This window comes from Microlunatus parietis (assembly GCF_013407955.1).
Lineage (GTDB): Bacteria > Actinomycetota > Actinomycetes > Propionibacteriales > Propionibacteriaceae > Microlunatus > Microlunatus parietis.
This window is the reverse complement of sequence record NZ_JACCBU010000001.1, coordinates 5,409,880-5,435,211: the sequence shown is the minus strand read 5'-3', so window position 1 is coordinate 5,435,211 and position 25,332 is coordinate 5,409,880. Positions and strand designations below refer to the sequence as shown.

Sequence of the window (25,332 nt, the reverse complement as noted above, 5' to 3'; positions counted from 1 at the left end):
TCTCGAGTCGGTTGGAGGATCATGGAGCACGCAATAGGGGTCGGCCCAACAGACGACGTCGCCCAGCTCCGTCGCGAGCTGGACCGGCTGCGCGCCGAGAACCGTCGGTTGTCGCGGCTGCTCGAGTTGCGCGGTCAGGACACCGAACCTGGCCCGGAGCAGCTGGCCGCTCCCGTGGATCGGCCGGGCATGGTCACGATGGCTTCGCCCGCGGACCGCAAGCTCGCGCTGTTCGCATCCTTGTTCCGTGCCCGTACGGACGTCTATTCCCTTCGTTGGGAGAACCATCGAACCGGCCGGTCGGGTTGGAAGCCTGCGGTCGCCGGCGGCTGGCGCAAAGGGATGAACTCGGCAACCGCACGTCGTCTTCCGCTGACCCAGGAAGTTCTTGCCGCGCACCTGACCGGTGATGAGTTCATCGGCCTGTATCCGTTGCAGCGCGACAATTCCTGCTCGTTCCTGGCGGCGGATTTCGACGGTCCGTCGGCGATGCTCGACGCGTTGGCCTACGTCAAGGCCGGGCGGGCTCGCGAGGTGCCGGTCGCCCTCGAGATCTCACAGTCCGGGCGTGGCGCTCATGGCTGGATCTTCTTCGCCGAGTCGACGCCTGCCGTGATCGCACGCGGCGTGGGTACCGTCCTGATCCATGACGCGATGACACTCCGAGGCTCCATGGACCTCCGCTCCTATGACCGGCTGTTCCCCAGTCAGGACGTCCTGCCGGACGGTGGTTTCGGCAACCTGATCGCGGCACCACTCAACGGCCTTCGCCGACGGAACAGCCTCACCGTCTTTCTTGATCTTGCGACGTTGGAACCGTTCGATGATCAATGGGACTATCTCTCGACGGTCGACCGGCTGGGACCTTCGACGGCCCGGAAGGTCGCACGCCTTGCCGAACGAACCGTTGTCGGTGCCGAGGTGACCCGTCTCGATTCCTCACCAGCGACCAAGATCAAACCTCAGCTGCCCAAGATCGTGACGGCCGAGTTGGCGGCGGGTCTCCGACTGAGCGCCGGTCAGCTGACTCCGGCGGCGGTGTCGACGTTCAAGCATGCCGCGTCCATGATCAATCCGAAGTTCTACGAGTTGCAACGGCTGCGCAAGTCGACCTGATGATCACCGATCTCCGCCACCCGGGCTAGGAGGTTGATCTCACGTGCTCGGCGGAACTCACGGATGCTCAGACCACGGCGGTGAACGCGATGCTCGCTCACGATGACGGCGTCCTCGTCGCGCCGCCCGGGGCAGGCAAGACCGTCATGGCCTGCGCCCTGATCGCCGAGCGCGCGGCGTCGACCGCCGTGCTGGTCGACCGGAAGGCACTCGCCGAACAGTGGCGGGCGCGGATCGAGACACACCTGGGATTTCGTCCCGGTCAGCTCTGCGGCGGTCGATCGAAACTGACCGGCACGGTGGACATTCTGATGATGCCGACGCTGGCGCGGCGCGACGACGTGGCAGAGCTGACCCAGGGGTACGGGCAGATCATCGTCGACGAATGCCACCATCTCGCAGCCGCTGCGTACGACCACTCGGTCAAGATCATCGGGGCCCAGTTCTGGCTTGGGCTGACCGCAACGCCGAAACGTCGCGACGGCCTGGGTGAGCTGGTTTCCTGGCAGCTTGGGCCGGTCCGGCACACGATGGGCGAGGCCGAGCCGACCGCACTCCCGGACACATGGTTCTCCGAACCCGGCCCCGATCGCATCCTCACTGTGCACGAGACGGGCTTCACCTCCGAGCTGAACGACCCCTCGGAGGCGGGGGCACTTGCGGCCGTGCACGGAGCGCTCGCCGCCGATCCGGCCCGGAACGAACAGATCGTCGAGGACGTAGCCGCGGCGCTGTCGCGGGGACGGAACTGCCTGGTCCTCACTCGCCGGCTGGCCCACCTGACCGCGCTCGCCGAGCTGCTCGCGGGCCGTGGCCACGATCCGCTGATCCTGCGCGGCGGCATGAGAACTGCCGATCGCCGCAGCGTGATGGAGCGCCTTGCTGAGCTCAATCCAGGCGACGGCGCGCTCGTCGTCGGCACCACGCCGTTCATCGGCGAGGGCTTCGACGTGCCCGCGCTCGACACGCTCTTCCTGGCCGCGCCGATCTCCTTCGACGGGCTGCTGCTGCAGTGCGCCGGCCGGGTCGTCCGGTCAGCGCCGGGAAAGACGCTGGCAGAGGTGCACGACTACCATGATCATCTCGCGCCGATGCTCGCCGTGTCCCTCCGGCGCCGGATGCCCGGCTACCGCGCGCTCGGCTTCGCTCAACGCTGACCCAGCGTGTTCCGCTCGACCGCGGCGACCTGCGACTTCGCCTCGTTGACGGCAGCCGCGGCCTGCTCGGCGGCTTCCAGCGCGGCGGCCTCTGCGGCGCGGCCGTTCTTGCCGTCGGTCAGTTCGCGGGTTCCCTCGTCCTCCTCGGCGGCCGGCTCTTCATGATCACGCTTCGGCAGCGGGAGTTGGCTGGCGGCATGATCACCGAAGGCCTCGGTGACGGACTTGATCGCCTGCGTCAACTCGCCCGGAATCACCCAGAAGGTGCTGTTCTCGCCGCCGCCGAGTTGCGGCAACATCTGCAGGTACTTGTAGGCCAGCACCTTCGGATCGGCGTTGTTGCGGTGTACGGACTGGAAGACCTGCTCGATCGCCTTGGCCTCGCCGTCCGCCCGGAGGATGGCAGCCTGTTGATCACCCTGCGCGACCAGGATCTCCTGCTGGCGGGTGCCTTCCGCGGTGAGGATCTTGGCCTGGCGTTCGCCTTCGGCGTGCAGGATCGCGGCCCGCTTGTCGCGCTCGGCCCGCATCTGCTTCTCCATGGCTTCCTTGATCGTGTTCGGCGGGTCGATGGCCTTGATCTCCACCCGGTTGACCCGGATGCCCCACTTGCCGGTGGCCTCGTCCAACACCTTGCGCAGTTGATTGTTGATGTTCTCGCGGGAGGTCAGCGTCTGTTCCAGGTCCATGCTGCCGATGACGTTGCGCAAGGTGGTGACGGTGAGCTGGTCGATCGCCTGGAGGTAGTTCGCGACCTCGTACGCGGCCGCCCGCGGATCGGTGATCTGGTAGTAGAGCACCGTGTCGATGTTCAGCACCAGGTTGTCCTGGGTGATCACCGGCTGCGGGCGGGAGGAGAGCACCTGCTCGCGGATGTCGAGCTTGGTGTTGACCCGGTCCGCCAGCGGGATGATGAAGTTCAGGCCGGGCTGCAGCGTCGTGCGATAGCGGCCGAACCGCTCGATGTTGTAGCGGTGCGCCTGCGGCACGATCCGTACCGTAGCGGTGACCAGGAACACGACCACGGCCGCAATGACGAGTGACAGTACGAAGATCCCCATGTGCCTTCCACCTTTCAGAGCCTGCTACGGCAGCAACTCCCGCGGATAGACAACGGCCGTGGCACCGTCGATCTCGAGCACGTCGACCATCGTGCCGGCCTCGATCACCTGGTGTTCGTCGTACGAACGCGCCGACCACTCCTCGCCGGCGAGCTTGACCAGCCCCTGCATCGCCGTGACCTGCTGCAGGACAACGCCTGTCCGGCCGATCAGCGCGTCGCTGCCCTCACGGGTCAGCGGCGGGTGCGCCATGTGGCGCCGGGCGATCGGCCGCACCACCAGGAGACCGGCGGCGGCCGTCGCGGCGAACGCGAGCACCTGGACCAGCACGGGGGCACCCAGCCCGGCCGTGAGCGCGCCGACGAGCGCCGCCGCCGCGAGCATCCCGAAGATCAGCGACAGGGTGAAGAACTCGACGACGCCCAAGGCGGCCGCGAGCACCAGCCAAACGATCCACGCCATTGTGTCAACCCATTCCCTCGGGGGTTGACGATCACTGTAGCTCGGCGCGAAAACCTGGCCTAGTCATCCGCTTGAACCAGCCCAAGCCGATCGCCCGCAACGCCCTACGACAGGATGTTCAAACTTGCGTCGGCCAGCCGTGTATGGACGTGAGGCCCGGAGCGTCATCCTGCGCGAGTTCGACGATCTACCACGACTGATGGCAGCTGAACCCCGTCGACTGGACCCAAAGGGCACGACTTGGCGACGCAGATCTGCCCTTTCCGTCCGTTCGGCGTGCTCCGGTCAGCTTCATGGCGCGCCCAGCCAGATCCTTTCTGCAAGCGGGACTTGCACGAATGCCAAGGCCCACTTCCAAAGCAAACCGGGCCGGCCTCTGACGAGACCGGCCCGGATGTGTGTTGCTCAGTTGATCACTTCAGATCGAAGCGATCCAGTTCCATCACCTTGACCCACGCGGCGACGAAGTCCTCGACGAACTTCTGCTTCGCATCGTCGCCGGCGTACACCTCGGCGAGGGCGGCGGTCGGTGCGCTCCGGATGTTTTCGATGCGCGAGGTGTTCGACGGATGCCAGCCACACTCCGTGGCGAGGTCGCGGCCGGACAGGCGCGCCTGCTCGCGAATCCCCGTAGCCGATCGGCAATGAGCTGGCGCCTCGCGTGCGCTGGAGTGTCGGGAGAGGGCCATCGCCGCCGATTAGACCGGCTTGTACTCGTGGTGCGGGACAGCTCGCTCCCAGACCGCCTCGAAGGCGGACCCGCACAGTCGCACGACTTGTGCATCCTCGATGAGCTCGTAGCCCGGTTCCGACTTCTGCCCGTTACCCGCGAAGTGATTGACCATCACGAGCCGATCGTCGAAGATCCAATAATCGTTGCCGGGCAACGCAAGATCTGTCGCGCGCCGGCGCGGCAACCAGCGCACCTGTTCCCCCGACTCCACATTGCCGTCGGTCACGTCGTATTCGTAACGGATGTAGTCGCTGATCGGCTCGGAAACGATGCGAGCCCGGCGCATCTCCACGCCGCGCGCGACCGTCCGTCGCACGAGCTCCAGCCAGTCCGGCCACCACTGCCGCGGATCGATCTGCTGCCCACTCTGCCAGGCAACGAAGGCGGGATCGTCAAGCATGTAGGCGTCACGCATCTCCAGATGCGCCGCCGATCGCTGGGTCGACGCTAGGACGTCCGCAAAGCTGATCACAACCGGGCGCCCTTCGGAAAGATTCCGAGAAACCGCAGGGCCATGGGTGCTCCCTTTTCGACGTTGCACGCGATGGGCACAAGCAGCATCGCTTCGGCCGAGGCTGCGAGTCAAGAAATGGCGGTAGCCGTGCGATCCCAGGCAATCCGCGGTCCGAATGATCATCCGGCGAGTCGTGCAATGCCGTGCAGGGACTCGCTCCCCGAGCTTCGCGCTACCTAGCCTCAACCATGATCGACAACGTGGGCTTCGACAGGTTCCTGAACCCATTGACTGGACCCCAAGGGCACGCTTCGGCGACCCAGAGCTGCCCTTTCCGTCCGTTCGGTGTGCTCCGGTCAGCTTCCAAGCAAACCGGGCCGGCCTCTGACGAGACCGGCCCGGATGTGTGTTGCTCAGTTGATCACTTCAGGTCGAAGCGATCGAGTTCCATCACCTTGACCCAGGCGGCGACGAAGTCCTCGACGAACTTCGGCTTCGCGTCGTCGCCGGCGTAGACCTCGGCGAGGGCGCGGAGTTCGGAGTTGGAGCCGAAGATCAGGTCGACCCGGGTGCCGGTCCACTTGGCCTCGCCGGTCGCGGAATCCTTGCCCTCGAAGACGTCCGAGCCCTCTCCGGTCGCCGTCCATTCGATGCCGGTCTCGAGCAGGTTGACGAAGAAGTCGTTCGTCAGCGTGCCCGGCCGGTCGGTGAAGACGCCGTGCGCGGAGTGGTCGTAGTTCGCGCCGAGGACGCGCAGACCGCCGATCAGGACGGTCAGCTCGGGCGCGCTCAGGGTGAGCAGGTTGGCCCGGTCGATCAGCAGGAACTCGGCCGGCAGCCGGTTGTCCTTGCCGAGGTAGTTCCGGAAGCCGTCGGCCTTCGGCTCCAGCTCGACGAACGACTCGACGTCGGTCTGCTCCTGCGAGGCGTCGGTACGGCCCGGGGTGAACGGCACCTCGATCGCGTAGCCGGCGTCCTTCGCCGCCTTCTCCACGCCGGCCGAACCGGCCAGGACGATCAGGTCGGCCAGCGAGATCTTCTTGCCACTGGCGTTGAAGTCGGCCTGGATCCCTTCCAGGGTACGGAGAACGGTCGCCAGCTCGGCCGGGTTGTTGACGTCCCAACCGCTCATCGGCTGCAGCCGGATCCGGGCCCCGTTGGCACCGCCGCGCTTGTCGCTGCCGCGGAACGAGGAGGCCGACGCCCAGGCCGTCGACACCAGCTGGGCGACCGTCAGGCCCGACTCGATGATCTTGGTCTTGAGCGCGGCGACGTCCGCCGGCCCGACCAGTTCATGATCAACGGCCGGCACCCGGTCCTGCCAGATCAGTTCCTCGCTGGGAACCTCCGGGCCGAGGTAGCGCTCGATCGGGCCCATGTCGCGGTGGGTCAGCTTGAACCAGGCCCGAGCGAACGCGTCGGCGAACGCCTCCGGGCTCTCCAGGAACCGGCGCGAGATCTTCTCGTACTCCGGGTCGAACCGCAGCGCGAGGTCGGTGGTCAGCATCGTGGGCAGCCACCGCTTGGTCTTGTCGTAGGCGTCCGGGATGATCGCGTCCGCGTCCTTGGCCACCCACTGGTGCGCCCCGCCCGGGCTCTTGGTGAGCTCCCACTCGAAGCCGAACAGGTTCTCGAAGAAGTTGTTGCTCCACTGCGTCGGCGTCTTGGTCCAGACCACCTCGAGGCCGCTGGTGATCGTGTGCGGACCCTTGCCGGTGCCGAAGCTGTTCTTCCAGCCGAGTCCCTGCTGCTCGATCGGCGCGCCCTCCGGCTCCGGCCCGACGTGCTCGTCGGCGTCGGCGGCGCCGTGGGTCTTGCCGAACGAGTGGCCGCCGGCGATCAGGGCGACGGTCTCCTCGTCGTTCATCGCCATCCGGCGGAACGTCTCGCGGATGTCCCGCGCCGCCGCCACCGGGTCCGGGTTGCCGTTCGGGCCCTCCGGGTTGACGTAGATCAGACCCATCTGGACCGCGCCGAGCGGCTTCTCCAGTTCCCGGTCGCCGGTGTAGCGCTCGTCGCCGAGCCAGACCTGCTCCGGGCCCCAGTAAACGTCCTCCTCCGGCTCCCAGACGTCCTCGCGGCCGCCGCCGTACCCGAACGTCTTGAAGCCCATCGACTCCAGCGCGACGTTACCGGCCAAGATCATCAGGTCGGCCCAGGAGAGCTTGTTGCCGTACTTCTTCTTCACCGGCCAGAGCAGCCGGCGGGCCTTGTCCAGGCTGGCGTTGTCCGGCCAGCTGTTCAGCGGCGCGAACCGCTGCTGACCGGCGCCGGCGCCGCCGCGGCCGTCGCTGATCCGGTACGTGCCCGCGCTGTGCCAGGCCATCCTGATCATCAGCGGGCCGTAGTGCCCGTAGTCCGCCGGCCACCAGTCCTGCGAGGTGGTCAGCACCTCGGCGATGTCGGACTTCACCGCGGCCAGGTCGAGGGAGGAGAACGCCTCCGCGTAGTTGAACGACTCGCCCAGCGGGTTCGCCACGGCCGGGTTCTTGGCCAGGATCTTCAGGTTGAGCCGGTTCGGCCACCAGCCCTGGTTGCCGCCACCCTGGGTCGGATGCGGGGCCCGGTGCGCGACCGGACACTGACCCCGGCTCTCCGCGGTTGCCTCTGCGGGGACCGGCTGATCTTGAGACATTGCTTTCCTTCCAAGACTCATACGTGTTCGAGGATGATCAAGAAGTTGGTACGGCAGCGCAGGCGGCACACCGGCCCCAGAAGATGACCTCGGCCTCGTCGATCACGAAACCATGATCATCGGACGCGGTCAGACACGGTGCGTGCCCGACCGCGCAGTCGACATCGGCGATCGCACCGCAGGAACGGCAGACGACATGATGGTGGTTGTCCCCGACCCGCGACTCGTAGCGAGCCACCGAGCCGAGCGGCTGGATCCTGCGCAGCAGCCCGGCACCGGTCAGCGCGTTCAGGCAGTCGTAGACCGCCTGGTGCGAGACCTCGGGCAACTCCTCACGAACCGCGCCGATGATCGAATCGGTGTCGGCGTGCGGATGGCGGTGGGCCGCCCGCAGCACCGCGACCCGGGGACGGGTGACGCGCAATTCGGCCCCCCGCAGCAGGTCCTGCAGTTCCGCTGTGGTGGGCATGACCGCAGCCTAGCGCTTTTCTGGAATGAGTCAAGAAAGCTCGGATGCGGTCAACGGTGTCCGGGTCCGTGATGATCATGGTCCGCGGTACCGCCGGAGCCCGGGTGCTCCGGTGCCCGGACGGCACCCTCGTCGCCCGGCTCCACCACGACGAACTGGCCCATCATGCCCTCGTCCTCGTGCCAGAGCATGTGGCAGTGATACATGTACGGCATCGCCGGATCGGCGTAGTCGGCGAAGTGCAGCAACAGCCGGTAGCGGCGGCTCGGTTCGAGGTAGATCGTGTCCTTCGGGCCGCGCAACCACTCCGGCGGCGGCGCATCGTCGATCGTGAGCAGCCGGAACTGCACGTCGTGCACGTGGAAGCTGTGCGGCATCGGCACCGTGCTGCGGACCTCCCAGACCTCGGTGCTGCCGACGGTCACCACCTCGTCGATCCGGGACAGGTCCATCAGCTGCCCGTTGATCTTGCGCTCGTCCAGCTCGAAGGCCCGGGTCCGGGTCACCGCCGACTCGTGCAGCTCGTCCTCGTCCGCGTGTCGCGAGCGCGGCCAGTCCGGCGCCGGCGACGGCTTCAGCGATGCCGCCGCCCGCAGTTCGAGGACGTCGAACGCGTCGTTGCCGCCCATGGCGAACGGTACGGCGACACCGCCGAGACCGACCTCGAAGGACCGCAGCCGCGCCATCTCGCCCGGCTTCATGATCACCAGCAGCTCGGCGCGTTCGCCGGGCGCCAGCCGGATCCGGTCGATCGTCAGCGGGGCGTCCAGGAAGCCGCCGTCGGTCGCGATCAGCTGGATGTCACGATCGCCGAAGCCGAACTCGTAGCTGCGTGCGGTGGAGCCGTTGAGCAGCCGGAGCCGTACCCGCTCGGTGCTGACCGGGAGGTAGGCGCCGGCGATGCCGTTGGTGGTCACGACCTCGCCGAGGATGCCGGGCTCGCCGCCGTCCCGCCGCAGCCGCAGCGCCCCGTCTCGGTCGAGCAGCTTGTCCTGCACGATCAGCGGGATGTCGTCGACCCCGTACTCGTGCGGCAACGTGGCCCGGCTCGACGCGTCGTCGTCGATCAGGAACAGCCCGGCAAGCCCGCGGTAGACGTGTTCCTCCGTCGTGCCGTGCGGATGCGGGTGGTACCAGAGCGTCGCAGCGGGCTGGTCGATCCGCCAGCTGGGCCGCCACCGGCCGCCGGCCGGGATCGCCTGGTGCGGACCGCCGTCCATCGTCGGCGGCAGGTGCATGCCGTGCCAGTGCACGCTGGTGGTGACGTCCAGCCCGTTGGTCACCTCGACCGCGACCTGCTCGCCGCGCTCGGCCCGCAGCGTCGGCCCGAGACTGGCGCCGTCGTAGCCCCAGGTCGGCGTGTCGAGTTCGGGCAGGATCCGGGTCCGGCCGGCGCCCGCCTTCAGGGAGAAAACCCGAACGCCGTCGCTCACGCGCGACGGCGCCAGCGACGGGATCGGCAGCTTCCGGGTGAACGGTTGGGCGGCCACCTGGTTCACCGACGTCGAACCGACCCCACAGCCGGACAACCCCGCGACCAGGCCGAGGCCCAGGGCCCCGGTCAGCAGCCGGCGGCGGGAGAAGGGCAGGACCGGGGAGTTCATACCCTCAACCCTGCGGCGCACCGCGCCCCGGCACATCAGTGCTCAGGCGTCTCCGCGGTACGCCAGCAGGCGACCCCCGACGTCGCCGACGAGCGATGCCGACCCGACCTCGGCCCCGAGGCGGCCGTCAGAGGTTGTGCGCCTCGAGCACCTTCAGCGCCTCGTCGAGGGTGTCCTCCTGATCTTGGCCGGCCGCGACGCCGCGCTGGTAAATCTCCGCGACTTGATCTTGGACCGTCGCGTACCGCTCCAGGTAGCCCTCCGAATCGGGGCGCCAATAGCCCACGATGTCGTACCGCTCGGAACCCCAGCCGAGCTCCTTGCGGAAGTACTTCCGGATGTCCCGGGACGCCGCCTGCTCGCCGCCCATCCAGACGTAGCCCGGCCTGGCCGGCAGGTCCAGTCCACGGGTCGCCTCGGCGAGCCGGCCGGCGCCGGACTCCAGCTCCGGACTGTCCAGCCAGTGCACGGTCAGGTCGGCCGCCGACTCGAGCTCCAGCCGGCACTGCGGTCCGGGCGCCTCGAGCAGCGCGATGGCCCGTCGCCCGGCCGGCAGTTCGGCCAGGATCCGGCACGCCGCCGGCAGCCCGGTCGGGTCGGCGATGATCAACTCCCATTCCGCGTCCGGCGCGGCGCCGTAGCGACCCCAGGCCTGGCTGAGCATCACCCGGTCACCGGCCCGCACCGCACGTACCCATTCCGAGGCGGCGCCGTGGCCGTGCAGCATCACGTCGACGGTGATCACCGGGCCGTCCGGGTCGTACTGACGGACCGTGTAGTAGCGCTGCCGGGGGCGCGGCTCGTCGAACACCGCATGGCCGTTGATGATCTTGGGCGGCGGCACCTCGGTCCGGCCCTCGGCCGGCAGCACGAACCGGAACCACTCGTCCGCATGACCGGACGAGGCATAGCCGGCCAGGCCCGGACCGCCGAGCACCACCCGGCGGAAGATCGGATTGAGGTCGGTCACCCGCATCACGTCGGCGGTGTAGTACTCCTCGGCGCCAGCCATCGCTCCCCCTGTTCTTAGGCTAACCTTACTCATGATTGGCGGACGTGATCATGATCGTCTCGCTGCGTGGATCGGCGGCCGGTGATCATCATGATGGGTTTCGATAGTGGCCCGGTCAGCGAAGAGGAGTGCCGATGCCCACCGACCTTCCGTTCGACGAGGTCCTCACCACCACCCGTGCCGTCCGCCGGCGGCTGGACCTCGACCGGCCGGTCGAGCCGGAGGTGATCGACGAGTGCTTGCGACTGGCGCTCCAGGCGCCGTCCGGCAGCAACTCCCAGCGCTGGCACTTCGTCGTGCTCACCGAACCCGAGGTCCGGCGGCCGATCGCCGAGCTCTACCGCCGCGGCGCCGGTCCGTACCTCGATCAGCGCCGCGCCGGCGGCGGCACCGAGCAGCAGCGCCGGGTGCACGACTCGGCGCGCTACCTCTACGACGTGATCGACCGGGTCCCGGCGTTGGTCATCCCGTGTCTCCAGGGCCGACCGAGCGGCGAGAACCAGGCCAACTTCTTCGGCTCGATCCTGCCGGCCGCCTGGAGTTTCTGCCTGGCCCTGCGGTCCCGCGGCCTCGGCTCGGTCTGGACCACCCTGCACCTCGGGTACGAGCGCGAGGCGGCGGAGGTGCTCGGCATCCCGGACGACGTCACCCAGGCGGCGCTGCTCCCGGTGGCGTACACGATCGGCACGGACTTCAAGCCCGCCGCGCGCAAACCGCTGGACGAGGTCCGCTCCTGGAACGGCTGGGCCTGAACCGATCGATCAGGATTGAAGAAGTGCGCCGCCGTACGGAATCCCTAGTCTGAGGCCATACCGAACAAGGAAAGGATTCCCGACATGGCCAAGGCAACGCGGAAGAACGACAGCGAAGCGTCCTACGACGGTTTCTCCGAGGACGAGCGGGCGGCGATGAAACAGCGCGCGGCCGAACTCAAGGCCGCCAAGAAGGCGGGCACTGCAGCGGAGAAGGCCGCGGCGGCGGAGGCGGCGGTGGTCGAGAAGATCGCCGAACTGCCGGACGGGGACCGGCAGCTGGCCGAGCAGGTGCACGCCCTGGTGAAGGCGACGGCCCCGGGGCTCGAGCCGAAGCTCTGGTACGGGATGCCGACCTACGCCAAGGACGGCAAGAACCTCTGCTTCTTCCAGCCCGCCTCGAAGTTCGACGCCCGGTACGCGACGTTCGGGTTCGAGGCGACTGCGAACCTCGACGACGGCACGATGTGGCCGACCGCGTACGCGATCACCGAGCTGACCGACGACGCGGCGGCACGGCTGGCCGAGTTGATCAAGCAGGCGATCAGCGACCCGGCCTGATCAGAACTCGACCGGCTCGCCGTCCGGTCCGGCGACGGTCAGCCGGTAGCCGGCCGGCTCACCGGTGATCAACTCCGCGGCGTCGGCCGGGTCGAGTCCGAGCGCCCGGATGGCGCTGCGGGTGGGTTCCGGATCGGGCTCGATTCGTTGCCAGGCAAGGATTTCCAGGGTCGGCAGGTCGGCCAGGCCGGGGTGCGCGGTGTCGCCCCAGTCGATCAGGAACGGCACCTCGAACCGGTCCTCGCGGCGGGCCAGCCGCCACTCCAGCAGGGTGCCGTCCGGCGTGGTGCGGGACAGGTCGGCGACGTCGCCGGGATCGTAGCCGGCTCTCCGCGAGGCCGCGACCACCCCGTCGATGCCGTCCGGGTGCACCGCGTAGGTGACGATCGTCGGCCGGTCCAGGGCAGCGATGCCGAACGTGTCCGGCCGGGCAGCCTGTCCTGAGCCTGCCGCTGGAGAGGCGGGGTCCGGCCCGATCAACTCGAGGTAGTGCGGGCCGCGCCGGCCGGCCACCGTGAACGCGATCAGGGCGTTCGCGGTGCCGCGCGGGTGCACGCCGCCCGGAGCCGCCGTGACGCCGGTCCGCCCGGCGAACCAGGCGACCAGCTCGGCAAGATCGGGACCGGCGATCACCACATGATCGAGAAGCCTGGCGATCGCGGTCACCCGGCGGCCTGCCGCCGGGCTCGTACCTCCGGCTGGCCCAGCGACAACATCAGCCGATTGGCCCAGTTGAAGAACGCCGCACTGTTGATCACGTCGATGATCGCGGCGTCATCGAAGCCGGCCGCCCGCAGCCGCTCGATCTCTGCGGCACCGAACGCCGACGGCGTCCGGGTCAGCGCCACCGCGGCGGCGACGATCGCGTTCCACGCCTCGTCGCCGAGGTCGGCGTCGATCCCCTCGTCCAGCAGCCGCTGCACGTCGTCGCGGCGACCGGACTCCCGGGTGGCGGCGGCGGAGTGCACCGAGGCGCAGTAGACGCAGCCGTTGTGCCGCGAGGCCGCCGTCGCGGCCAGCTCCCGCTCGGCCCGGCCGATGCCGCCCTCCGGGTTGCGGAAGATGTCCAGGTCGGTCAGCGTCCGGGCCTCCAGCGCGTCCGGGTCGCGGACCAGCAGCCTGAAGTACGGGCTCTTGGCCCGGATCGGATCGATCAGCGCCTCCCGCTGCCGATCGGTCAGCTCGGCCTCCTCGACCGGCGCCAGCCAGGGCACCCAGCCGAGCGACTGCTGGGTGAACTGCTCCGGGCCGATCAGGTCCTGGGGATCGGTCACCGTCATCGGGTCGCTCCTTCAAGGTTTGTGCTCTGCAGGATGCGGAGGCCCGCCGCGGTACGCAACTGGAAGGCGAGGAAGGCGACCAACTGGGACAACCGGACGACGTCGTCGGCGTCCCAACCGGCGTCCGCCAGTCCCTGAAGGGCCGCCGGACTCGACTCGCGCGGGCGGAACACGAGCAGGTGGGTGTGGGCCAGCGCGGCGGCCAGTCGATCACCCAGCGCGGTGCTCGTCTCGGCATCGGGCGTCCAGACCGGGCCGGGTACGCTCTCGGCGGCCAGGCCGGGCTCGCGATAGTCGCCGTACGGTCCGGTGCCACGGGCGTTCTCGGCGACGTTCGTGATCACCGCGACCCGGTCCGGGTCCTCGTCCTCGAGCAGGTCGCGATAGAACGCCGCGGCCGGCTCGTCCTGGTGCAGCACCGCGGTGAAGTACGCCACCGCATACCGGTCGCCGACCGGGAACGAGCCCGGCTCGGTCGGCTCCAGCAGTGCCTCGAAGCTCCGCTGCGCGTGCTCGCGGGCCTGGGCCCGGGCGTCCCGCAGGATCGCCAGCGGACTCCCTGGTTCGATCCCGGCCAGCAGGTCGATGATGTCGGCGTTTCCGGTCATCGCTCCCCTTCCCTGTTGATCTTGTGTGCGTCCCGGAGATTCTCCGTGATCACGTCGCCGACCTGCCAGCCGAGTCTCGGCGCGACCTCCGTGGCGAGCAGTTCCAGCGACCGCAGGGTGAGCTCGTGCGGCGCGTCGATCGAGTGCACCTGGAACGCCACGTCGGTCGACTGGGCCAGCGTCGCGTCCGAGGCCAGCGACTCGGCGACCTCGTCTGCGGTGCCGACGTGGGTGTCGGTGAGCTTGATCAACGTCGCCAGATCAAGATCGTCCGCGTCGGCGCCGAGGAAGGTCCCGGCCAGCTGCCGCAGACCCGGCTCGGCCAGCGCCAGCGCCTGATCCCGCCGCTCCGGATCGACGACGAGCGCGGTCCGCGAGGCCAGCACCCGGTTCGGCGAGCCGGCCGGCAACGCGGCCGTGTAGGCGCCGATGATCGGCAACTGAACCGCCGACAGCGGCAGGTCATGATCACCGTCCGGGCGTGGCTGGGTGCGGGACAGCATCAGCCCGTCGCCGCGTTCACCGGCCCGGCGGCCGCCGTCGGCCGAGAACGTCGCCTGCCAGATCCGGCGGTCCAGCCCGTCGGCCGGCGGGTAGAGGCGGGCTTCCGTACCGCGGATTCCCCGGCCGGACAGGGCATCGAGGAAGATCGCGAAGTGATTGGCGAACAGTTCCCGCCGGTCCTCCGACGCGCGGCCGAACGGCGCGAAGGACGACGGCGTGCCGCCGGCCGCGACGCCGAGCTGCACCCGGCCGCCGCTCAGCGCGTCGAGCACGCTGGCGTCCTCGGCGGCCCGGACCGGGTCGTCGATCGGCAGCGTGATCACGCCGGTGGCCAGGGCGATCCGGGAGGTCTGCCGGGCCGCCGCGGCGAGCAGCACGAACGGCGAGGGCAGGCCGCCCTCGTCCTCGCCGAAGTGGTGCTGCGCCAGCCACGCGGACGCGAAGCCGTGCCGCTCGGCGTGCTCGATCTGCTCCAGCGCGTAGCGGTACCGCTCGGCCGCGGTGGCCCGCTCCAGCAGCCGGGTGAAGAAGCCGATCCGCGGACGATGGATGTGGTCGGTCATCCGGTCCTCCTCGTGGTCTCCCTGATCTTGGTGCCCGGGATCGCGGCGATCAACTGCCGGGTGTAGTCGTGCTCGGGAGCCTCGAAGATGCGGTCGGTGGCGCCGTGCTCGACCTGCCGGCCGCGCTGCAGCACCGAGACCGTGTCGGCGATCTGGCGGACCACGGCAAGATCATGGGAGATGAAGACGTACGTCAGCGACAGCTCCTCCTGCAGCCGTGCCAGCAACCGCAGGATCTGGGCCTGGACGGTGACGTCCAGCGCGGACACGGCCTCGTCCAGCACGACCAGCTCCGGTTCCAAGATCAACGCGCGGGCGATCGCCACCCGCTGGCGCTGGCCGCCGGACAGCTCGTGCGGCCGCCGGGCCCCGTACTCGGGCGCCAGCGACACCAGGTCCAGGTAGCGCTCCACCCGTTCGGACTGCTCGGCCCGGTCGCCGATCCGGAAGTTCCGCAGCGGCTCGGCGATGATCTTGGCCACGGTTTGCCGCGGATCCAGCGAGGCGTACGGATTCTGATACACCAGCTGGGCCGACCGGTGGAAGGCGCGCCGGGAGCGGAGCCCGACAACCTCGGTGTCACCGATCCGGATGCCGCCCGCCGTCGGGCGCTGGAAGCCCGTGATCACCCGCCCGATCGTCGTCTTCCCCGACCCGGACTCGCCGACCAGGGCGTGCGTCGTGCCGCGGGCGACCGTGAACGAGACGTCGTCGACCGCGACCAGCGGCGACCGGCCGGGCCGGCGGAACTCCTGCCGCAGACCGGACACGTCCACTAGCGGCGCCACCGGAGCCGGCGGCTCGGGCCGTTGTGGCCGCTCGACGATCTTGGTCAGCGACGGCGCGTCGGCCAGTAGCGTCCGGGTGTAGTCGTCCGCCGGCGCCGACAGCACCTCGGCCGCGTCACCGCGCTCCCGTACCGCACCGTCACGCATCACGACCACCGTGTCGGCCCGGTCCGCGGCGACCGCAAGATCATGGGTGATGAACAGCACACCGGTCCCGGTCTCGGTGCGGAGACGATCAAGGAGATCGAGCACCCGCCGCTGCACGGTGACGTCCAGCGCGCTGGTCGGCTCGTCGGCAATGATCAACTCCGGTTCCAGCGCCAGTGCGGCGGCGATCAGCACCCGCTGCCGCATTCCGCCGGACAACTCGTGCGGATACTGCCGCGCCCGGGTCTTCGGGTCGTCCAGGTCGACCCGCTCCAGCAGCTCGTACACCTTGGTGTTGATCTTGGTCCGGTCCCGCCAGCCGTGGATCCGGAGCGCCTCCGCGACGCTGTCGCCGATCCGCGCGACCGGGTTCAGCGAGTTGCCCGGATCCTGCGGGATGAGGCCGATCCGAGCGCCGCGGATGGATCGCCAGCGCCGGTCCGGCAAGCCGACGAGTTCCGTTCCCTGCAAGGCGATGCTGCCGCCGGCGATGCGGCCGTTCGACGGCAGCAGGCCGATGATCGACTGGGCCACCGACGACTTCCCGGAGCCGGACTCGCCGACCAGCGCGGTCACCTGGCCGGCCTCGACCTCGAGTGAGACACCGTCCACCGCGGTGACCGGGCCGCGCGCCGTGCGGTAGTGCACCGCAAGATCACGAATCGCGAGCAGTGTCATCGTCCCTCCCCGCCCCGGATGGCCTGGCTGAGCCGGTTCGTCGCCAGCACGACGGCGGCCACGATCACGCCGGGCAGCGCCGTCAGCCACCAGGCGGTGGCCACGTAGTTGCGGCCCTCGGCGATCAACAGCCCCCACTCCGGGGTGGGCGGCGGTGCCCCGTACCCGAGGAAGCCGAGCGTCGAGATCTGCAGGATCGCCGACCCGAACTGCAGCGCGGCCAGGGCGATCACCGGCGTCAATGAGTTGGGCAGGATGTGCCGCCAGAGCACGCCGAGGAACGTACCGCCGGAGCCGAACGCCGCCTCGACGTATTCGCTCACCCGGACGCTGACCACCCGGGACCGGGTCAGCCGGGCGAACGCGGCCACCGACGTCACGCCGACCGCGATCGCGGCGTTCGTCGTACCGAAGCCGAGCAAGATCACCACGCTGAGCGACAGCAGCAGCGCCGGTATGGCGAGCAGGACGTCGACGAACCGCATCAGCACGTCGTCGATCACCCCGCCGACGGCTCCGGCGGTAACGCCGATCGCGGTCCCGACGACCAGGCCGACCAGCACCGCGATCAGCGCACCGCTGATCGAGTTCGAGGCGCCGTGGACCACCCGCGCGAACAGGTCCCGGCCGGTCGCGTCGGTGCCGAACCAGTGCGCCGGGCTCGGCGGCTGCAACGCGGCGGCCACGGACTGGGTCGGGCTGAGCGGCGCGAACACCGACGGCAGCCCCGCCCAGAGCAGCGCGACCAAGATCACCAGCAGCGGGATCACCGTGCCCGGTCGCAGCCAGGACCGGACCGCCGACGATCGGGTCTGCAGCTTCAGACTCATCGGCCGCCTCGCTTCCGCAGCCGGGGGTCGAGCACCGGATAGAGCAGGTCGACCACGAGATTGATCACCACGAACGCCGCCGTGGACAGCACCACGATCGCCAGCAGCACCGGAGTGTCCCGGTTGGCGACCGCCTGCGCGGTGAGCTGACCGAGCCCCGCCCGGCCGAACACCGCCTCGGTGACGACCGCGCCGCCGACCAGTTCGCCGAACAGCAGCCCGGCCATCGTCAGGGTCGGCAGCAGCGCGTTGCGGGCCACGGTCCGCCAGAGCAGCCAGGTGTTGCTGGCACCGCGGGCCCGGGCCACCGAGACGAACGGGAGTTCGCGGACCTCCTCGATGCTGCGGATCAGCACCTGGGCCAGCGGTGCCGCGATCGGTACGGCGAGCGTGGCCACCGGCAAGATCAACGCCTCGGCCGGATCGGCACCGATCAACGGCACCAGGCCGAGCCGGAACGAGAAGATCTGGATCAGGATGATGCCGACCCAGAACACCGGCAGCGACACGAACAGCGGCGGCAGGTTGGCCAGCAGCCGGCGCAGCCACTCCGCCGGCCCGTAGGTCGCCGCGACCGCGATGATCACGGCCAGCAGTACCGCCACCAGCAGGCCGATCGAGGCGAGCACGAGGGTCGGCGGCAGGGCCGTCGTGATCAAGGTCGACACCGCGGCGCCGCTCTGCACCGAGAAGCCGAAATCGCCGCGCAGGAAGGAAAGGCTCGACTCGACGTAGCGCACGATCAGCGGCCGGTCGGCACCGTAGGCCTCGCGGATCTCCTGCAGCTGCTCCGGCGACAGGCCGAGCTCGGGGCTGCCGTACCGGGCCAGCACCGCGTCGCCCGGCAGCGCCGCCAGCAGCAGGTAGGCCGCGGTGTAGGCGAGCACCAGAACGATCACCGCCTGACCGGCCCGGCGCAGGATGTAGGTCCCCACCATCATCGGCTCAGCATCATCAGGTCAGCCGGCGAGCCAGGTGCCGTAGAAGCTGGGCCGACCGACCGATTCCGTACCGAAGCCCTGCACGTCGGCGCGCAGCCCGAAGACCTGCGGCTCCTCGAAGATCGGCAGGATGTAGGCCTGCTCGGCGAGCAACTGCTGCGCGGCCTTGGACGCGGCTTCGCGCTGCTGCACCGTCGGCTCCGACGCGACCGCACTGAGCAGATTCTCCAGTTCCGCGTCGCCGATGCTGCCGTCCTTCGTGTCGAGATTCAGCAGGGTGTTGCGGTTCTTGGAGAAGTACTGCGACTTGATCACGTCGAAATCCGCCCGGCCCACCATCGAGTGATAGACCTGGATCTGCTTCGGGTCGAGCCGCGCGGTGTCCTGAGCCGCCTGATCACCGGGGAACAGCTTGACCTCGATGCCGAGCTCGACAAGCTGGGCCTGGATCAGGGTGACGACCTCCTTGGACCGCGGCTGCGGCAACGCCTCGTTGAAGGTGAGGCTGAGCCGCTCGCCGTCCTTGGTCCTGATCTTGTCCGTCCCGACGGTCCAGCCGGCCTCGTCGAGCAACGCGGCCGCGCGGGCCGGATCGTGCACGTAATGCTCCGAGGTGTCCACGTAGCCGAGCGCGGTCTTGGCCAGCGCACCGGTCGCCAGCGGATAGCTCTTGGTGAACAGGGTGTCCACGATCGCCTGCCGGTCGATGCCGGCGATGATCGCCTGCCGGACCCGGAGGTCCGACAGCGCAGGGGTACGGAAGCGGAAGCTGAGCCCGTTGTTCACGCCGTTGGTGGCCGCAGCGTGCAGGGCCAGCCCCTGACCGGCGAACTGCGCCTCATCGGGCGCCTCGATCTGCCGGGCCAGGTGAGCCTGCCCGGACACGACCGTGCCGACCCGGACGCTGTCCTCACCGGCCACGACGTAGATGATCTTGTCCAACCGGGCCCGGCCCTGATGGCTCAGCGACGGCGGCGCCCAGTCGTAGTCCTCCCGAACCTTGAAGCTGAGCTGGGTGCCGACCTGCTCGTCCTCGATCACGAACGGGCCGCTGCCGATGATCGACTTCGCGTTTCCCGGCCCGAACCCCTCGCTGGTCTTGTCCAGCGTCGCGTTGGACAACAGCCCGGAGTTGATCGTCGAGACGGCCTGCGCGAAGCCCGGTGCCGGGGCGCTGAAGTGGAACCGGACCGTGTGCTCGTCGACCACCTCGCCATGGTCGTAGTTGTTGATCGCCTCGGAGACGGTGAGCGCCCGTCCGCTGTCACCCTTCCCGTACAGGTCGAAATTCTTGACCACGTTTGCCGCGTCCAGCGGCGTCCCGTCCGAGTAGGTGACGCCGGTCCGCAGCGTGAACGTGTACTGCGTCGCGTCCTTGTTGATCTTGGGCAGTTCGGTGGCGATCCACGGTTCCAGGTCCAGCGTCTCCGGATTCTGGTAGAGCAGCCGGTCAGTCAGGTTGTTGATCACTCCGCCGTTGGGATAGAAGCCCGCGGCCGGCGGGTAGAGCGTGGTCCAGGTCTGCGGCTCCAGGTACGTCAGCTCGCCACCCGTCCGGGGTTCGCCACTGACGCTGCCGCCGCCGGACTGCTGGCCGGGCCCGCACGCCGCCAGGAGTCCCGTCGCCGATGCCAACGTGCCCGCAATCAGAAGATCGCGCCTCGAAACCGACATGTGACCTGAACCTCTCGCTGCTGCTCCGGATCTCCTTGTTCCCGGGAAAACCCTAGGCGCGTGCGACGCACGGGTCGGACCGCTCTCGCAACGTGAGACACGCCCTACCTGAAAGGTAGGAAATTCGGGGCTGCTCGGAGCGTTGATCCTCGCCGTCGCGTTCATCGCGGCCGGCTGCTCGGCCGGCCCGGCCCAGGGCAACGGCACCGACCGACCGGTCAAGATCGGCGTCGCCGACGCCGCGGAGCCGTATTGGCAGGTCTATCGGACCAAGGCGGAGCAGGCCGGGATCAAGATCGAGTTGATCAACTTCTCCGACTACAACCAGCCCAATCCGGCGCTGGCGCAGAAGCAACTCGACCTGAACGTGTTCCAGCACCTGCAGTACCTGGCCAACTTTCAACGTGCAGTCCAACCAGACGCTGGTGCCGATCGGCGCCACCGCCGTCTATCCGCTGCCGCTCTACTCCACCAAGCACACCGGCACCGACCAGTTGCCGGAGGGCGCCAAGGTCGCGATCCCGAACGACCCGACGAACCAGGCCCGGGCGCTGCTGGTGCTGCAGTCCGCGAAGTTGATCACGCTGGCCGGCGGCGGAAACTCCCTGTCCACCCCGGCCGGCATCGAGTCGGGCCGGATCGAGGTGATCCCGGTCGACGCGGTGGCCGGCCGAGTCGAGCGGAGACCTCCGATGACCTTGGACACCTTGCTGCCGTTGCTCGGCACCGCGTTCCGGCAGACCGTGATCATGGTGCTGATCACTCTGCTCGCCGGTGGTGTCGCGGCCTGGCGATCGGCACCGCCCTGTACGCGACCCGGCCCGGCAACCTGGCCAAGAACAAGATCGTCTTCACGATCCTCAACGTGATCGTCAACATCGTCCGGCCGATCCCGTTCATCATCTTCATCACCGCGATCCGCCCGCTCACCCTGCTTGCCGTGGGCGCCACGATCGGCGTCTCGGCGGCGATCTTCCCGATGTCGATCATGGTCGCGGTCGCGATCGGCCGGATCGTCGAACAGAACCTGGTCGCCGTCGATCCGGGCGTCGTCGAGGCGGCCCGGTCGATGGGCGCCGGCCGGCTCCGGATCCTGTTCACGGTGGTGATCCCGGAGGCCCTGGCCCCGCTGATCCTCGGCTATACGTTCATGTTCATCGGGATCGTCGACATGTCGGCGATGGCCGGCTACATCGGCGGTGGTGGGCTCGGCGACTTCGCGATCACGTACGGCTATCAGCAGTTCAACTGGGCCGTCACGCTGGTTACCGTGGTGATCATCATCGCGATCGTCCAGGGCGCTCAACTGCTCGGCAACGTGCTGGCCCGCCGGGTCCTGCACCGCTGACCCGGACGGCCCGGCTCTGCGTCCCGTCAACGTACCTGCCGGCCACGTTGGTGCGGCCCTCTACTCTTCGTCGAATGGGGGCCAGCGATGATCGGGCAGAGGTCAGTGGGCTGCTGCGCGAGGACATTCTGCTGGAGTGGTATCGGTATCCGGCGGGTCCCGCGGTGGTGTTGCCGGCACATTCCCATGCGGAGTATCAGTTCAATGTGAGTCTGGATCTGGCCGGTGGTGTCGTCCATCGAGGATCGTTCCAGGCGGTGCCGGCCGGCCAGTTGGCGGTGATCATGCCCGGCGTGGCGCATCGACCTCGTGATCCGGCTGACCGGGAGAGCGATTGTCGGCATCTGACGTTGTACGTCAGTCCGGAGACGATCAATTCGGCTTCGGCGGAACTCGCCGGGCGTCGAACAGGTCTTCCGACCTTCCGCGACCTGATCATCGAGGATGCGCAGTTGGTCCATCGGTTCGTACGCCTGCACCGCGCGCTCGGCGGCGCGGTGTCGGCGTTGGATCGCGACGTCCACCTGTTGGCCTTGTTCACCGATCTGGTGCAGCGCCACGCCGGCATCCGGGCAGCGCCGACACCCAGGGCGTTGCCGGCGGTCCGGCGGGCCAGGGATTACCTGCACGACCATCCCGAGGCCAACATCTCTCTCGCCGAATTGGCCGAGATCAGTCAGCTGAGCGCCTTTCACCTGGCCCGGCAGTTCACGGCGGCCTTCGGGGTTCCTCCTCATGCGTATCAGATCCAGCTTCGGATCGAACATGCCAAGCGGCTGCTGCTCGCCGGCCGCTCGGCCAGCGCTGCCGGTCACGAAGCGGGGTTCTTCGACCTGAGCCACTTCAGCCGGCATTTCCGCCGCTATGTCGGTGCCACCCCGGGCGGCTACGCCCGCCGGGTCGGACGAGCAGCAAGAACGTACATTCCTCGCCGTTGACCGCTACCTACTGTCATCGGCATGACTGAACACAAGAAGCCGGGCGGGCTGCCACGGCGAGCGGCGCTCGGGATGGTCGGTGGAGCAACCATCGCCGGAGCGGCCGGCCTGGCGCGACCGACCGATGCCGTTGCGACCGGCCGCCAAGACCGTACCCGCATCGTTCACGCCTTCTACCGGGCGTTGCAGGCCAAGGACATCGACGCGTTCGCAGAGCTATGGACCGAGGACGCGGTCTATCGAGTGCCGGTCGACCCGGCCGGCAAGCCCGGCGCGTTGGTGGGGCGGGAGGCCATCGTGTCGGGCCTGCGCGGGTTCTTCGCGCTGTTCGGCAAGACCCAGTTCACCTGGGAGGTCGAGCCGCTGCGCGACCCGAACCAGGTGATGGCCACCTGGAGCCTCGACATCGAACTGCTGGCGGGCGGCCGTTACCGTAATCGCGGGGTCGCGATCTTCCGGTTCCGTCGCAACCGCATCGTGGAGTTCGTCGAATACTTCGACACCGCGGCCTTCTTGGGCGTCTTCGCCGCCAAGATCGACACTGCGCGCCGCTTCTTCCATCTCCTGCACACGAAAGAAATCGACGCCTGGGCGGAGCTGTGGCACGAGCAAGGAAAGATCATCGTGCCCTACCCGCCGGACGGCTTTCCCTCCGTCATCGACGGCAAGACAGAGATCCTGAGATCGTTTCGTGAACTGTTCGAGGTCTATCAGACCTTCGACACGGAATTGACCGGTGTCCATCCCGCCGTCGACAGCGACGCGATCTGCGTCGAATACACCGTCGCGGCGACCTTGATCAACGGTGAGCGCTACACCAACGACAACCTGGCCGTGTTCCGGTTCCAGGACGGCCTGATCAGCGCCTACCACGACTACTTCGACCCGCGCCGGTTCGCCGAGGTCATCGACGCCCTGCCCGGAGCGGGCCGGTGACCGAACGGGTGTGGCTGATCACCGGTGCCTCCTCGGGACTCGGGCTGGCGATCACCGAGGCCGCACTCGGTTCTGGTGATCTTGTGGCCGCGACGGCGCGCAATCCCGGAAAACTTGAAGATCTGGCTGCCCGGCACCCTGGTCGGCTCCTCACGCCCACGTTTGACGTCACCGACGCTGATCAGATCGACAAGATCGTCACTGAGGTTCTGCACGCTTTCGGCCGGATCGATGTCCTGGTCAACAATGCCGGACGTGCGCTCGTCGGGGCGGTCGAGGAGACCACCGATCGCGAACTCCGTGACCTGATGGAGCTTCACTTCTTCGGCCCGGCGGCACTGACCCGGGCGGTGTTGCCCCACCTCCGCGCCAATCGAGCGGGCGCCATCGTCCAGATCAGCAGCATCGGCGGCCGGCTGTCCTTCCCCGGTGTGTCGGCCTACTCGGCAACGAAGTTCGCCCTCGAAGGATTCTCCGAAGCACTCGTCGGCGAGATCGCGCCGTTCGGCATCACCGTCCTCATCGTCGAACCCGGAGCGCTCCGGACCGGACTGCACGGCCCCGCCATGCAGTCCTCCGCCGAGCTTCCCGCCTACGCCGACATCGTCGGTCCGGTGCGCACCGCCCAGACCGAGTACAACGGCACCCAACCCGGCGATCCCGTCCGGGCCGCGCAAGCCGTACTCACCGCGCTCACCTCCAGCCGGCCACCGCTCCGGCTTCCCCTCGGCAACGACGCGGCCGACGCGCTACGTACTCACCAAGACAAGAACCGGGCCGAATTCCGCCGCTGGGAAGCACTGAGCCGAAGCATCGACTACAGCGGCTAGCAGCATGGCCGATCCGACGGCTACCGCTCCGCGAACTTGCCTTCCTCGCGGATCCGCCGGTTCAGCTCGGTGAGGTAGAGGTCCTCGTCGAAGTCGATCGGGACCTCGCGGCCGAGCCAGCTGGAGAGGTGGATCGCGTTGGCCAGCCGGACCCCGTTGATGCCGTCGCTGCCGGGTGCGAGCAACGGGATTCCGTCGAGGATGTTCGCGGCGAAGTTCTCCAGGACGCCGGCGTGCTGGGAGCCCCAGGCGGAGCTGAGGTCGATGGTCTCCTCGGTGTACAGCTCCTTGGTGTTCAGCTGTCCCTTGAAGAGGTTCCGTACCTCATCCGTGCTCAGGTTGGCCGAGATGTCCTGCTCGTCCTTGATCAGCCGGGTCACCGTCGCGATCTTGGACCGGTCGACGACGATCTTGCCGCGGTCGGCCAGGATCTCGAACCGGTCGGTGCCGACAAGATCATGAGTGGCAGTGGTGAACGTACCCGTCGCCCCGTCGCCGTAGTCCACCACCGCGGTGACCTCGTCCTCGACGGTGATGTCCCGGCGGAAGCCGTACGCCACCTTGGCGTAGACCGACTTCGGCACGCCGCAGATCCACTGCCACAGGTCGAGCTGGTGCGGCGCCTGGTTGACCAGGACGCCGCCGCCCTCGCCGCCCCAGGTGGCGCGCCACTCCGACTGGTCGTAGTAGCCCTGCGGCCGCCACCAGGTGGTGATGATCCAGTTCGTCCGGCGGATCGTGCCCAGCTCGCCGGAGTCGATGATCTCCTTGATCCGCTGGTACAGCGGGTTGTTGCGCTGGTTGAACATGATGCCGAAGGTGAGCTCCGGCTTGGTCGCCGCGAACGCGTTCAGCTCGTTCACCTGCTTGGTGTACACGCCGGCCGGCTTCTCCACCAGGGCATGGATCCCGGCGTCCAGGGCCGCGATGCCGATCTCCGGATGCAGGTAGTGCGGCACCGTCGTGACGACGGCGTCGACCTCGCCCGAGTCCAGCAGCGACCGGTAGTCCGGGAAGAACGGGACTCCGTATTCGGCGGCGGCACTCGCCTTCTCCGGGTCGGTGTCGGCGATCGCGGTGACCCGCATGTTGGGCACCAGGCCGCGCCGCTCGATGAACTGCGCATACATCGATCCCTGGGTACCGACACCGATGATCCCCAACCGGACCTTGCCGTCCACCATGCTGCATCTCCCCTTCGCTCGCCGGCGCCTCCCGTGCCAGTTCACTATGCGCGAACCGGCCGAGTTG

24 protein-coding genes and 4 pseudogenes are annotated in these 25,332 nt (G+C 68.5%); 11 read left to right on the top strand and 17 right to left on the bottom strand.

Annotated features, from left to right (window positions below; genetic code table 11):
- Nucleotides 1-21: 21 nt before the first annotated feature.
- The 3 genes and pseudogenes from BKA15_RS35035 to BKA15_RS37370 all read left to right on the top strand — a co-directional run bounded on the left by BKA15_RS35035 (nucleotide 22) and on the right by BKA15_RS37370 (nucleotide 2,273).
- On the top strand, nucleotides 22-1,116 hold the full coding sequence (locus BKA15_RS35035) for a TOTE conflict system archaeo-eukaryotic primase domain-containing protein (protein ID WP_218871579.1): 1,095 nt from the start codon (nucleotides 22-24) through the stop codon (nucleotides 1,114-1,116).
- Between the two features lie 65 nt (nucleotides 1,117-1,181).
- A pseudogene (locus BKA15_RS37375) lies at nucleotides 1,182-1,580 on the top strand (DEAD/DEAH box helicase); the annotation flags it as partial.
- A 66-nt stretch (nucleotides 1,581-1,646) separates the two neighbouring features.
- Nucleotides 1,647-2,273: a DEAD/DEAH box helicase gene (locus BKA15_RS37370; RefSeq protein WP_376766841.1), complete on the top strand. Its 627-nt coding sequence runs from the start codon at nucleotides 1,647-1,649 to the stop codon at nucleotides 2,271-2,273.
- Here BKA15_RS37370 and BKA15_RS26185 read toward each other — a convergent pair.
- The 8 genes from BKA15_RS26185 to BKA15_RS26150 form a co-directional block, all read right to left on the bottom strand.
- Nucleotides 2,264-3,334, bottom strand: a complete 1,071-nt coding sequence (locus BKA15_RS26185) for an SPFH domain-containing protein (RefSeq protein WP_179755882.1) — start codon at nucleotides 3,332-3,334, stop codon at nucleotides 2,264-2,266. The two genes, BKA15_RS37370 and BKA15_RS26185, sit on opposite strands and share 10 nt — an antisense overlap.
- A 24-nt stretch (nucleotides 3,335-3,358) precedes the next feature.
- The gene (locus BKA15_RS26180; protein WP_179755880.1) at nucleotides 3,359-3,796 is read right to left on the bottom strand and encodes an NfeD family protein; all 438 of its coding nucleotides are present in this window, start codon (nucleotides 3,794-3,796) and stop codon (nucleotides 3,359-3,361) included.
- A gap of 413 nt (nucleotides 3,797-4,209) precedes the next feature.
- Nucleotides 4,210-4,485 carry a helix-turn-helix domain-containing protein gene (locus BKA15_RS26175; RefSeq protein ID WP_179747561.1) on the bottom strand — a complete coding sequence of 92 codons (276 nt, stop codon included), beginning with the start codon at nucleotides 4,483-4,485 and terminating at the stop codon, nucleotides 4,210-4,212.
- 9 nt (nucleotides 4,486-4,494) lie between these two features.
- On the bottom strand, nucleotides 4,495-5,001 hold the full coding sequence (locus tag BKA15_RS26170) for a DUF6879 family protein (RefSeq protein ID WP_179755878.1): 507 nt from the start codon (nucleotides 4,999-5,001) through the stop codon (nucleotides 4,495-4,497).
- Nucleotides 5,002-5,404: 403 nt separating this feature from the next.
- A complete protein-coding gene (gene katG, locus BKA15_RS26165) occupies nucleotides 5,405-7,618 on the bottom strand; it encodes a catalase/peroxidase HPI (RefSeq protein WP_179755876.1) in 2,214 nt (737 codons plus the stop codon).
- A gap of 37 nt (nucleotides 7,619-7,655) precedes the next feature.
- Nucleotides 7,656-8,087 carry a Fur family transcriptional regulator gene (locus BKA15_RS26160; protein ID WP_179755873.1) on the bottom strand — a complete coding sequence of 144 codons (432 nt, stop codon included), beginning with the start codon at nucleotides 8,085-8,087 and terminating at the stop codon, nucleotides 7,656-7,658.
- A gap of 50 nt (nucleotides 8,088-8,137) precedes the next feature.
- Nucleotides 8,138-9,691 carry a multicopper oxidase family protein gene (locus BKA15_RS26155; RefSeq protein ID WP_218871577.1) on the bottom strand — a complete coding sequence of 518 codons (1,554 nt, stop codon included), beginning with the start codon at nucleotides 9,689-9,691 and terminating at the stop codon, nucleotides 8,138-8,140.
- A gap of 127 nt (nucleotides 9,692-9,818) precedes the next feature.
- Nucleotides 9,819-10,703, bottom strand: coding sequence for a siderophore-interacting protein (locus BKA15_RS26150; RefSeq protein WP_179755868.1), 885 nt, complete (start codon nucleotides 10,701-10,703; stop codon nucleotides 9,819-9,821).
- Nucleotides 10,704-10,837: 134 nt separating this feature from the next.
- On the opposite strand from BKA15_RS26150, the gene BKA15_RS26145 reads away from it, so the two are divergent.
- Both BKA15_RS26145 and BKA15_RS26140 read left to right on the top strand, forming a co-directional pair.
- The gene (locus BKA15_RS26145) at nucleotides 10,838-11,455 is read left to right on the top strand and encodes a nitroreductase family protein (protein WP_179755865.1); all 618 of its coding nucleotides are present in this window, start codon (nucleotides 10,838-10,840) and stop codon (nucleotides 11,453-11,455) included.
- Nucleotides 11,456-11,539: 84 nt separating this feature from the next.
- Nucleotides 11,540-12,016, top strand: a complete 477-nt coding sequence (locus BKA15_RS26140) for an iron chaperone (RefSeq protein ID WP_179755862.1) — start codon at nucleotides 11,540-11,542, stop codon at nucleotides 12,014-12,016.
- Here BKA15_RS26140 and BKA15_RS26135 read toward each other — a convergent pair whose 3' ends face one another.
- The 8 genes from BKA15_RS26135 to BKA15_RS26100 are packed head-to-tail and all read right to left on the bottom strand — an operon-like array spanning nucleotide 12,017 to nucleotide 20,029.
- Nucleotides 12,017-12,682 (bottom strand): VOC family protein, encoded by a 666-nt coding sequence (locus BKA15_RS26135; RefSeq protein ID WP_179755859.1) that lies wholly within the window; start codon nucleotides 12,680-12,682, stop codon nucleotides 12,017-12,019. It lies immediately after the preceding gene.
- Nucleotides 12,679-13,296, bottom strand: coding sequence for an alkylhydroperoxidase domain protein (locus BKA15_RS35850; RefSeq protein WP_179755857.1), 618 nt, complete (start codon nucleotides 13,294-13,296; stop codon nucleotides 12,679-12,681). The genes BKA15_RS26135 and BKA15_RS35850 overlap by 4 nt, the downstream gene beginning before the upstream one ends.
- Entirely contained in the window at nucleotides 13,293-13,904 is a 612-nt protein-coding gene (locus tag BKA15_RS35845; protein WP_179755854.1) for a CMD domain protein, read from the bottom strand. Before BKA15_RS35845 ends, BKA15_RS35850 begins: the two co-directional genes overlap by 4 nt.
- A complete protein-coding gene (locus tag BKA15_RS26120) occupies nucleotides 13,901-14,971 on the bottom strand; it encodes a putative FMN-dependent luciferase-like monooxygenase (protein ID WP_218871576.1) in 1,071 nt (356 codons plus the stop codon). The genes BKA15_RS35845 and BKA15_RS26120 overlap by 4 nt, the downstream gene beginning before the upstream one ends.
- A complete protein-coding gene (locus BKA15_RS26115) occupies nucleotides 14,968-16,584 on the bottom strand; it encodes a dipeptide ABC transporter ATP-binding protein (protein WP_179755852.1) in 1,617 nt (538 codons plus the stop codon). Before BKA15_RS26115 ends, BKA15_RS26120 begins: the two co-directional genes overlap by 4 nt.
- On the bottom strand, nucleotides 16,581-17,414 hold the full coding sequence (locus BKA15_RS26110) for an ABC transporter permease (RefSeq protein WP_179755849.1): 834 nt from the start codon (nucleotides 17,412-17,414) through the stop codon (nucleotides 16,581-16,583). Before BKA15_RS26110 ends, BKA15_RS26115 begins: the two co-directional genes overlap by 4 nt.
- Nucleotides 17,411-18,355: an ABC transporter permease gene (locus tag BKA15_RS26105; protein WP_218871575.1), complete on the bottom strand. Its 945-nt coding sequence runs from the start codon at nucleotides 18,353-18,355 to the stop codon at nucleotides 17,411-17,413. Before BKA15_RS26105 ends, BKA15_RS26110 begins: the two co-directional genes overlap by 4 nt.
- Nucleotides 18,356-18,373: 18 nt before the next feature.
- The gene (locus BKA15_RS26100; protein WP_179755847.1) at nucleotides 18,374-20,029 is read right to left on the bottom strand and encodes a TIGR04028 family ABC transporter substrate-binding protein; all 1,656 of its coding nucleotides are present in this window, start codon (nucleotides 20,027-20,029) and stop codon (nucleotides 18,374-18,376) included.
- 142 nt (nucleotides 20,030-20,171) lie between these two features.
- Between BKA15_RS26100 and BKA15_RS37365 the strand changes: the two are divergent.
- The 6 genes and pseudogenes from BKA15_RS37365 to BKA15_RS26075 all read left to right on the top strand — a co-directional run.
- Nucleotides 20,172-20,378 (top strand): annotated as a pseudogene (locus tag BKA15_RS37365) (MetQ/NlpA family ABC transporter substrate-binding protein); the annotation flags it as partial.
- Nucleotides 20,379-20,433: 55 nt separating this feature from the next.
- Nucleotides 20,434-20,649, top strand: a pseudogene (locus tag BKA15_RS36580) (MetQ/NlpA family ABC transporter substrate-binding protein); the annotation flags it as partial.
- Nucleotides 20,650-20,721: 72 nt separating this feature from the next.
- Nucleotides 20,722-21,377, top strand: a pseudogene (locus BKA15_RS26090) (methionine ABC transporter permease).
- 74 nt (nucleotides 21,378-21,451) lie between these two features.
- A complete protein-coding gene (locus BKA15_RS35835; protein WP_179755845.1) occupies nucleotides 21,452-22,315 on the top strand; it encodes a helix-turn-helix domain-containing protein in 864 nt (287 codons plus the stop codon).
- A gap of 21 nt (nucleotides 22,316-22,336) precedes the next feature.
- Nucleotides 22,337-23,251 carry a nuclear transport factor 2 family protein gene (locus BKA15_RS26080; protein ID WP_218871574.1) on the top strand — a complete coding sequence of 305 codons (915 nt, stop codon included), beginning with the start codon at nucleotides 22,337-22,339 and terminating at the stop codon, nucleotides 23,249-23,251.
- Nucleotides 23,248-24,081 (top strand): oxidoreductase, encoded by an 834-nt coding sequence (locus BKA15_RS26075; protein ID WP_218871573.1) that lies wholly within the window; start codon nucleotides 23,248-23,250, stop codon nucleotides 24,079-24,081. Before BKA15_RS26080 ends, BKA15_RS26075 begins: the two co-directional genes overlap by 4 nt.
- Nucleotides 24,082-24,101: 20 nt before the next feature.
- Here the strand turns inward: BKA15_RS26075 and BKA15_RS26070 are convergent, their stop codons facing one another.
- On the bottom strand, nucleotides 24,102-25,265 hold the full coding sequence (locus BKA15_RS26070) for a Gfo/Idh/MocA family protein (RefSeq protein WP_218871572.1): 1,164 nt from the start codon (nucleotides 25,263-25,265) through the stop codon (nucleotides 24,102-24,104).
- Between the last annotated feature and the right edge of the window lie 67 nt (nucleotides 25,266-25,332).

What these genes read in the sequence shown, in the direction of transcription:
- BKA15_RS35035 (WP_218871579.1), top strand. Translation starts at nt 22, where the DNA reads ATGGAGCACGCAATAGGGGTCGGCCCAACAGACGACGTCGCCCAGCTC.
- BKA15_RS37370 (WP_376766841.1), top strand. Translation starts at nt 1,647, where the DNA reads ATGGGCGAGGCCGAGCCGACCGCACTCCCGGACACATGGTTCTCCGAA.
- BKA15_RS26185 (WP_179755882.1), bottom strand. Translation starts at nt 3,334, where the DNA reads ATGGGGATCTTCGTACTGTCACTCGTCATTGCGGCCGTGGTCGTGTTC.
- BKA15_RS26180 (WP_179755880.1), bottom strand. Translation starts at nt 3,796, where the DNA reads ATGGCGTGGATCGTTTGGCTGGTGCTCGCGGCCGCCTTGGGCGTCGTC.
- BKA15_RS26175 (WP_179747561.1), bottom strand. Translation starts at nt 4,485, where the DNA reads ATGGCCCTCTCCCGACACTCCAGCGCACGCGAGGCGCCAGCTCATTGC.
- katG (WP_179755876.1), bottom strand. Translation starts at nt 7,618, where the DNA reads ATGTCTCAAGATCAGCCGGTCCCCGCAGAGGCAACCGCGGAGAGCCGG.
- BKA15_RS26160 (WP_179755873.1), bottom strand. Translation starts at nt 8,087, where the DNA reads ATGCCCACCACAGCGGAACTGCAGGACCTGCTGCGGGGGGCCGAATTG.
- BKA15_RS26155 (WP_218871577.1), bottom strand. Translation starts at nt 9,691, where the DNA reads ATGAACTCCCCGGTCCTGCCCTTCTCCCGCCGCCGGCTGCTGACCGGG.
- BKA15_RS26150 (WP_179755868.1), bottom strand. Translation starts at nt 10,703, where the DNA reads ATGGCTGGCGCCGAGGAGTACTACACCGCCGACGTGATGCGGGTGACC.
- BKA15_RS26145 (WP_179755865.1), top strand. Translation starts at nt 10,838, where the DNA reads ATGCCCACCGACCTTCCGTTCGACGAGGTCCTCACCACCACCCGTGCC.
- BKA15_RS26140 (WP_179755862.1), top strand. Translation starts at nt 11,540, where the DNA reads ATGGCCAAGGCAACGCGGAAGAACGACAGCGAAGCGTCCTACGACGGT.
- BKA15_RS35850 (WP_179755857.1), bottom strand. Translation starts at nt 13,296, where the DNA reads ATGACGGTGACCGATCCCCAGGACCTGATCGGCCCGGAGCAGTTCACC.
- BKA15_RS35845 (WP_179755854.1), bottom strand. Translation starts at nt 13,904, where the DNA reads ATGACCGGAAACGCCGACATCATCGACCTGCTGGCCGGGATCGAACCA.
- BKA15_RS26120 (WP_218871576.1), bottom strand. Translation starts at nt 14,971, where the DNA reads ATGACCGACCACATCCATCGTCCGCGGATCGGCTTCTTCACCCGGCTG.
- BKA15_RS26115 (WP_179755852.1), bottom strand. Translation starts at nt 16,584, where the DNA reads ATGACACTGCTCGCGATTCGTGATCTTGCGGTGCACTACCGCACGGCG.
- BKA15_RS26110 (WP_179755849.1), bottom strand. Translation starts at nt 17,414, where the DNA reads ATGAGTCTGAAGCTGCAGACCCGATCGTCGGCGGTCCGGTCCTGGCTG.
- BKA15_RS26105 (WP_218871575.1), bottom strand. Translation starts at nt 18,355, where the DNA reads ATGATGGTGGGGACCTACATCCTGCGCCGGGCCGGTCAGGCGGTGATC.
- BKA15_RS26100 (WP_179755847.1), bottom strand. Translation starts at nt 20,029, where the DNA reads ATGTCGGTTTCGAGGCGCGATCTTCTGATTGCGGGCACGTTGGCATCG.
- BKA15_RS35835 (WP_179755845.1), top strand. Translation starts at nt 21,452, where the DNA reads ATGGGGGCCAGCGATGATCGGGCAGAGGTCAGTGGGCTGCTGCGCGAG.
- BKA15_RS26080 (WP_218871574.1), top strand. Translation starts at nt 22,337, where the DNA reads ATGACTGAACACAAGAAGCCGGGCGGGCTGCCACGGCGAGCGGCGCTC.
- BKA15_RS26070 (WP_218871572.1), bottom strand. Translation starts at nt 25,265, where the DNA reads ATGGTGGACGGCAAGGTCCGGTTGGGGATCATCGGTGTCGGTACCCAG.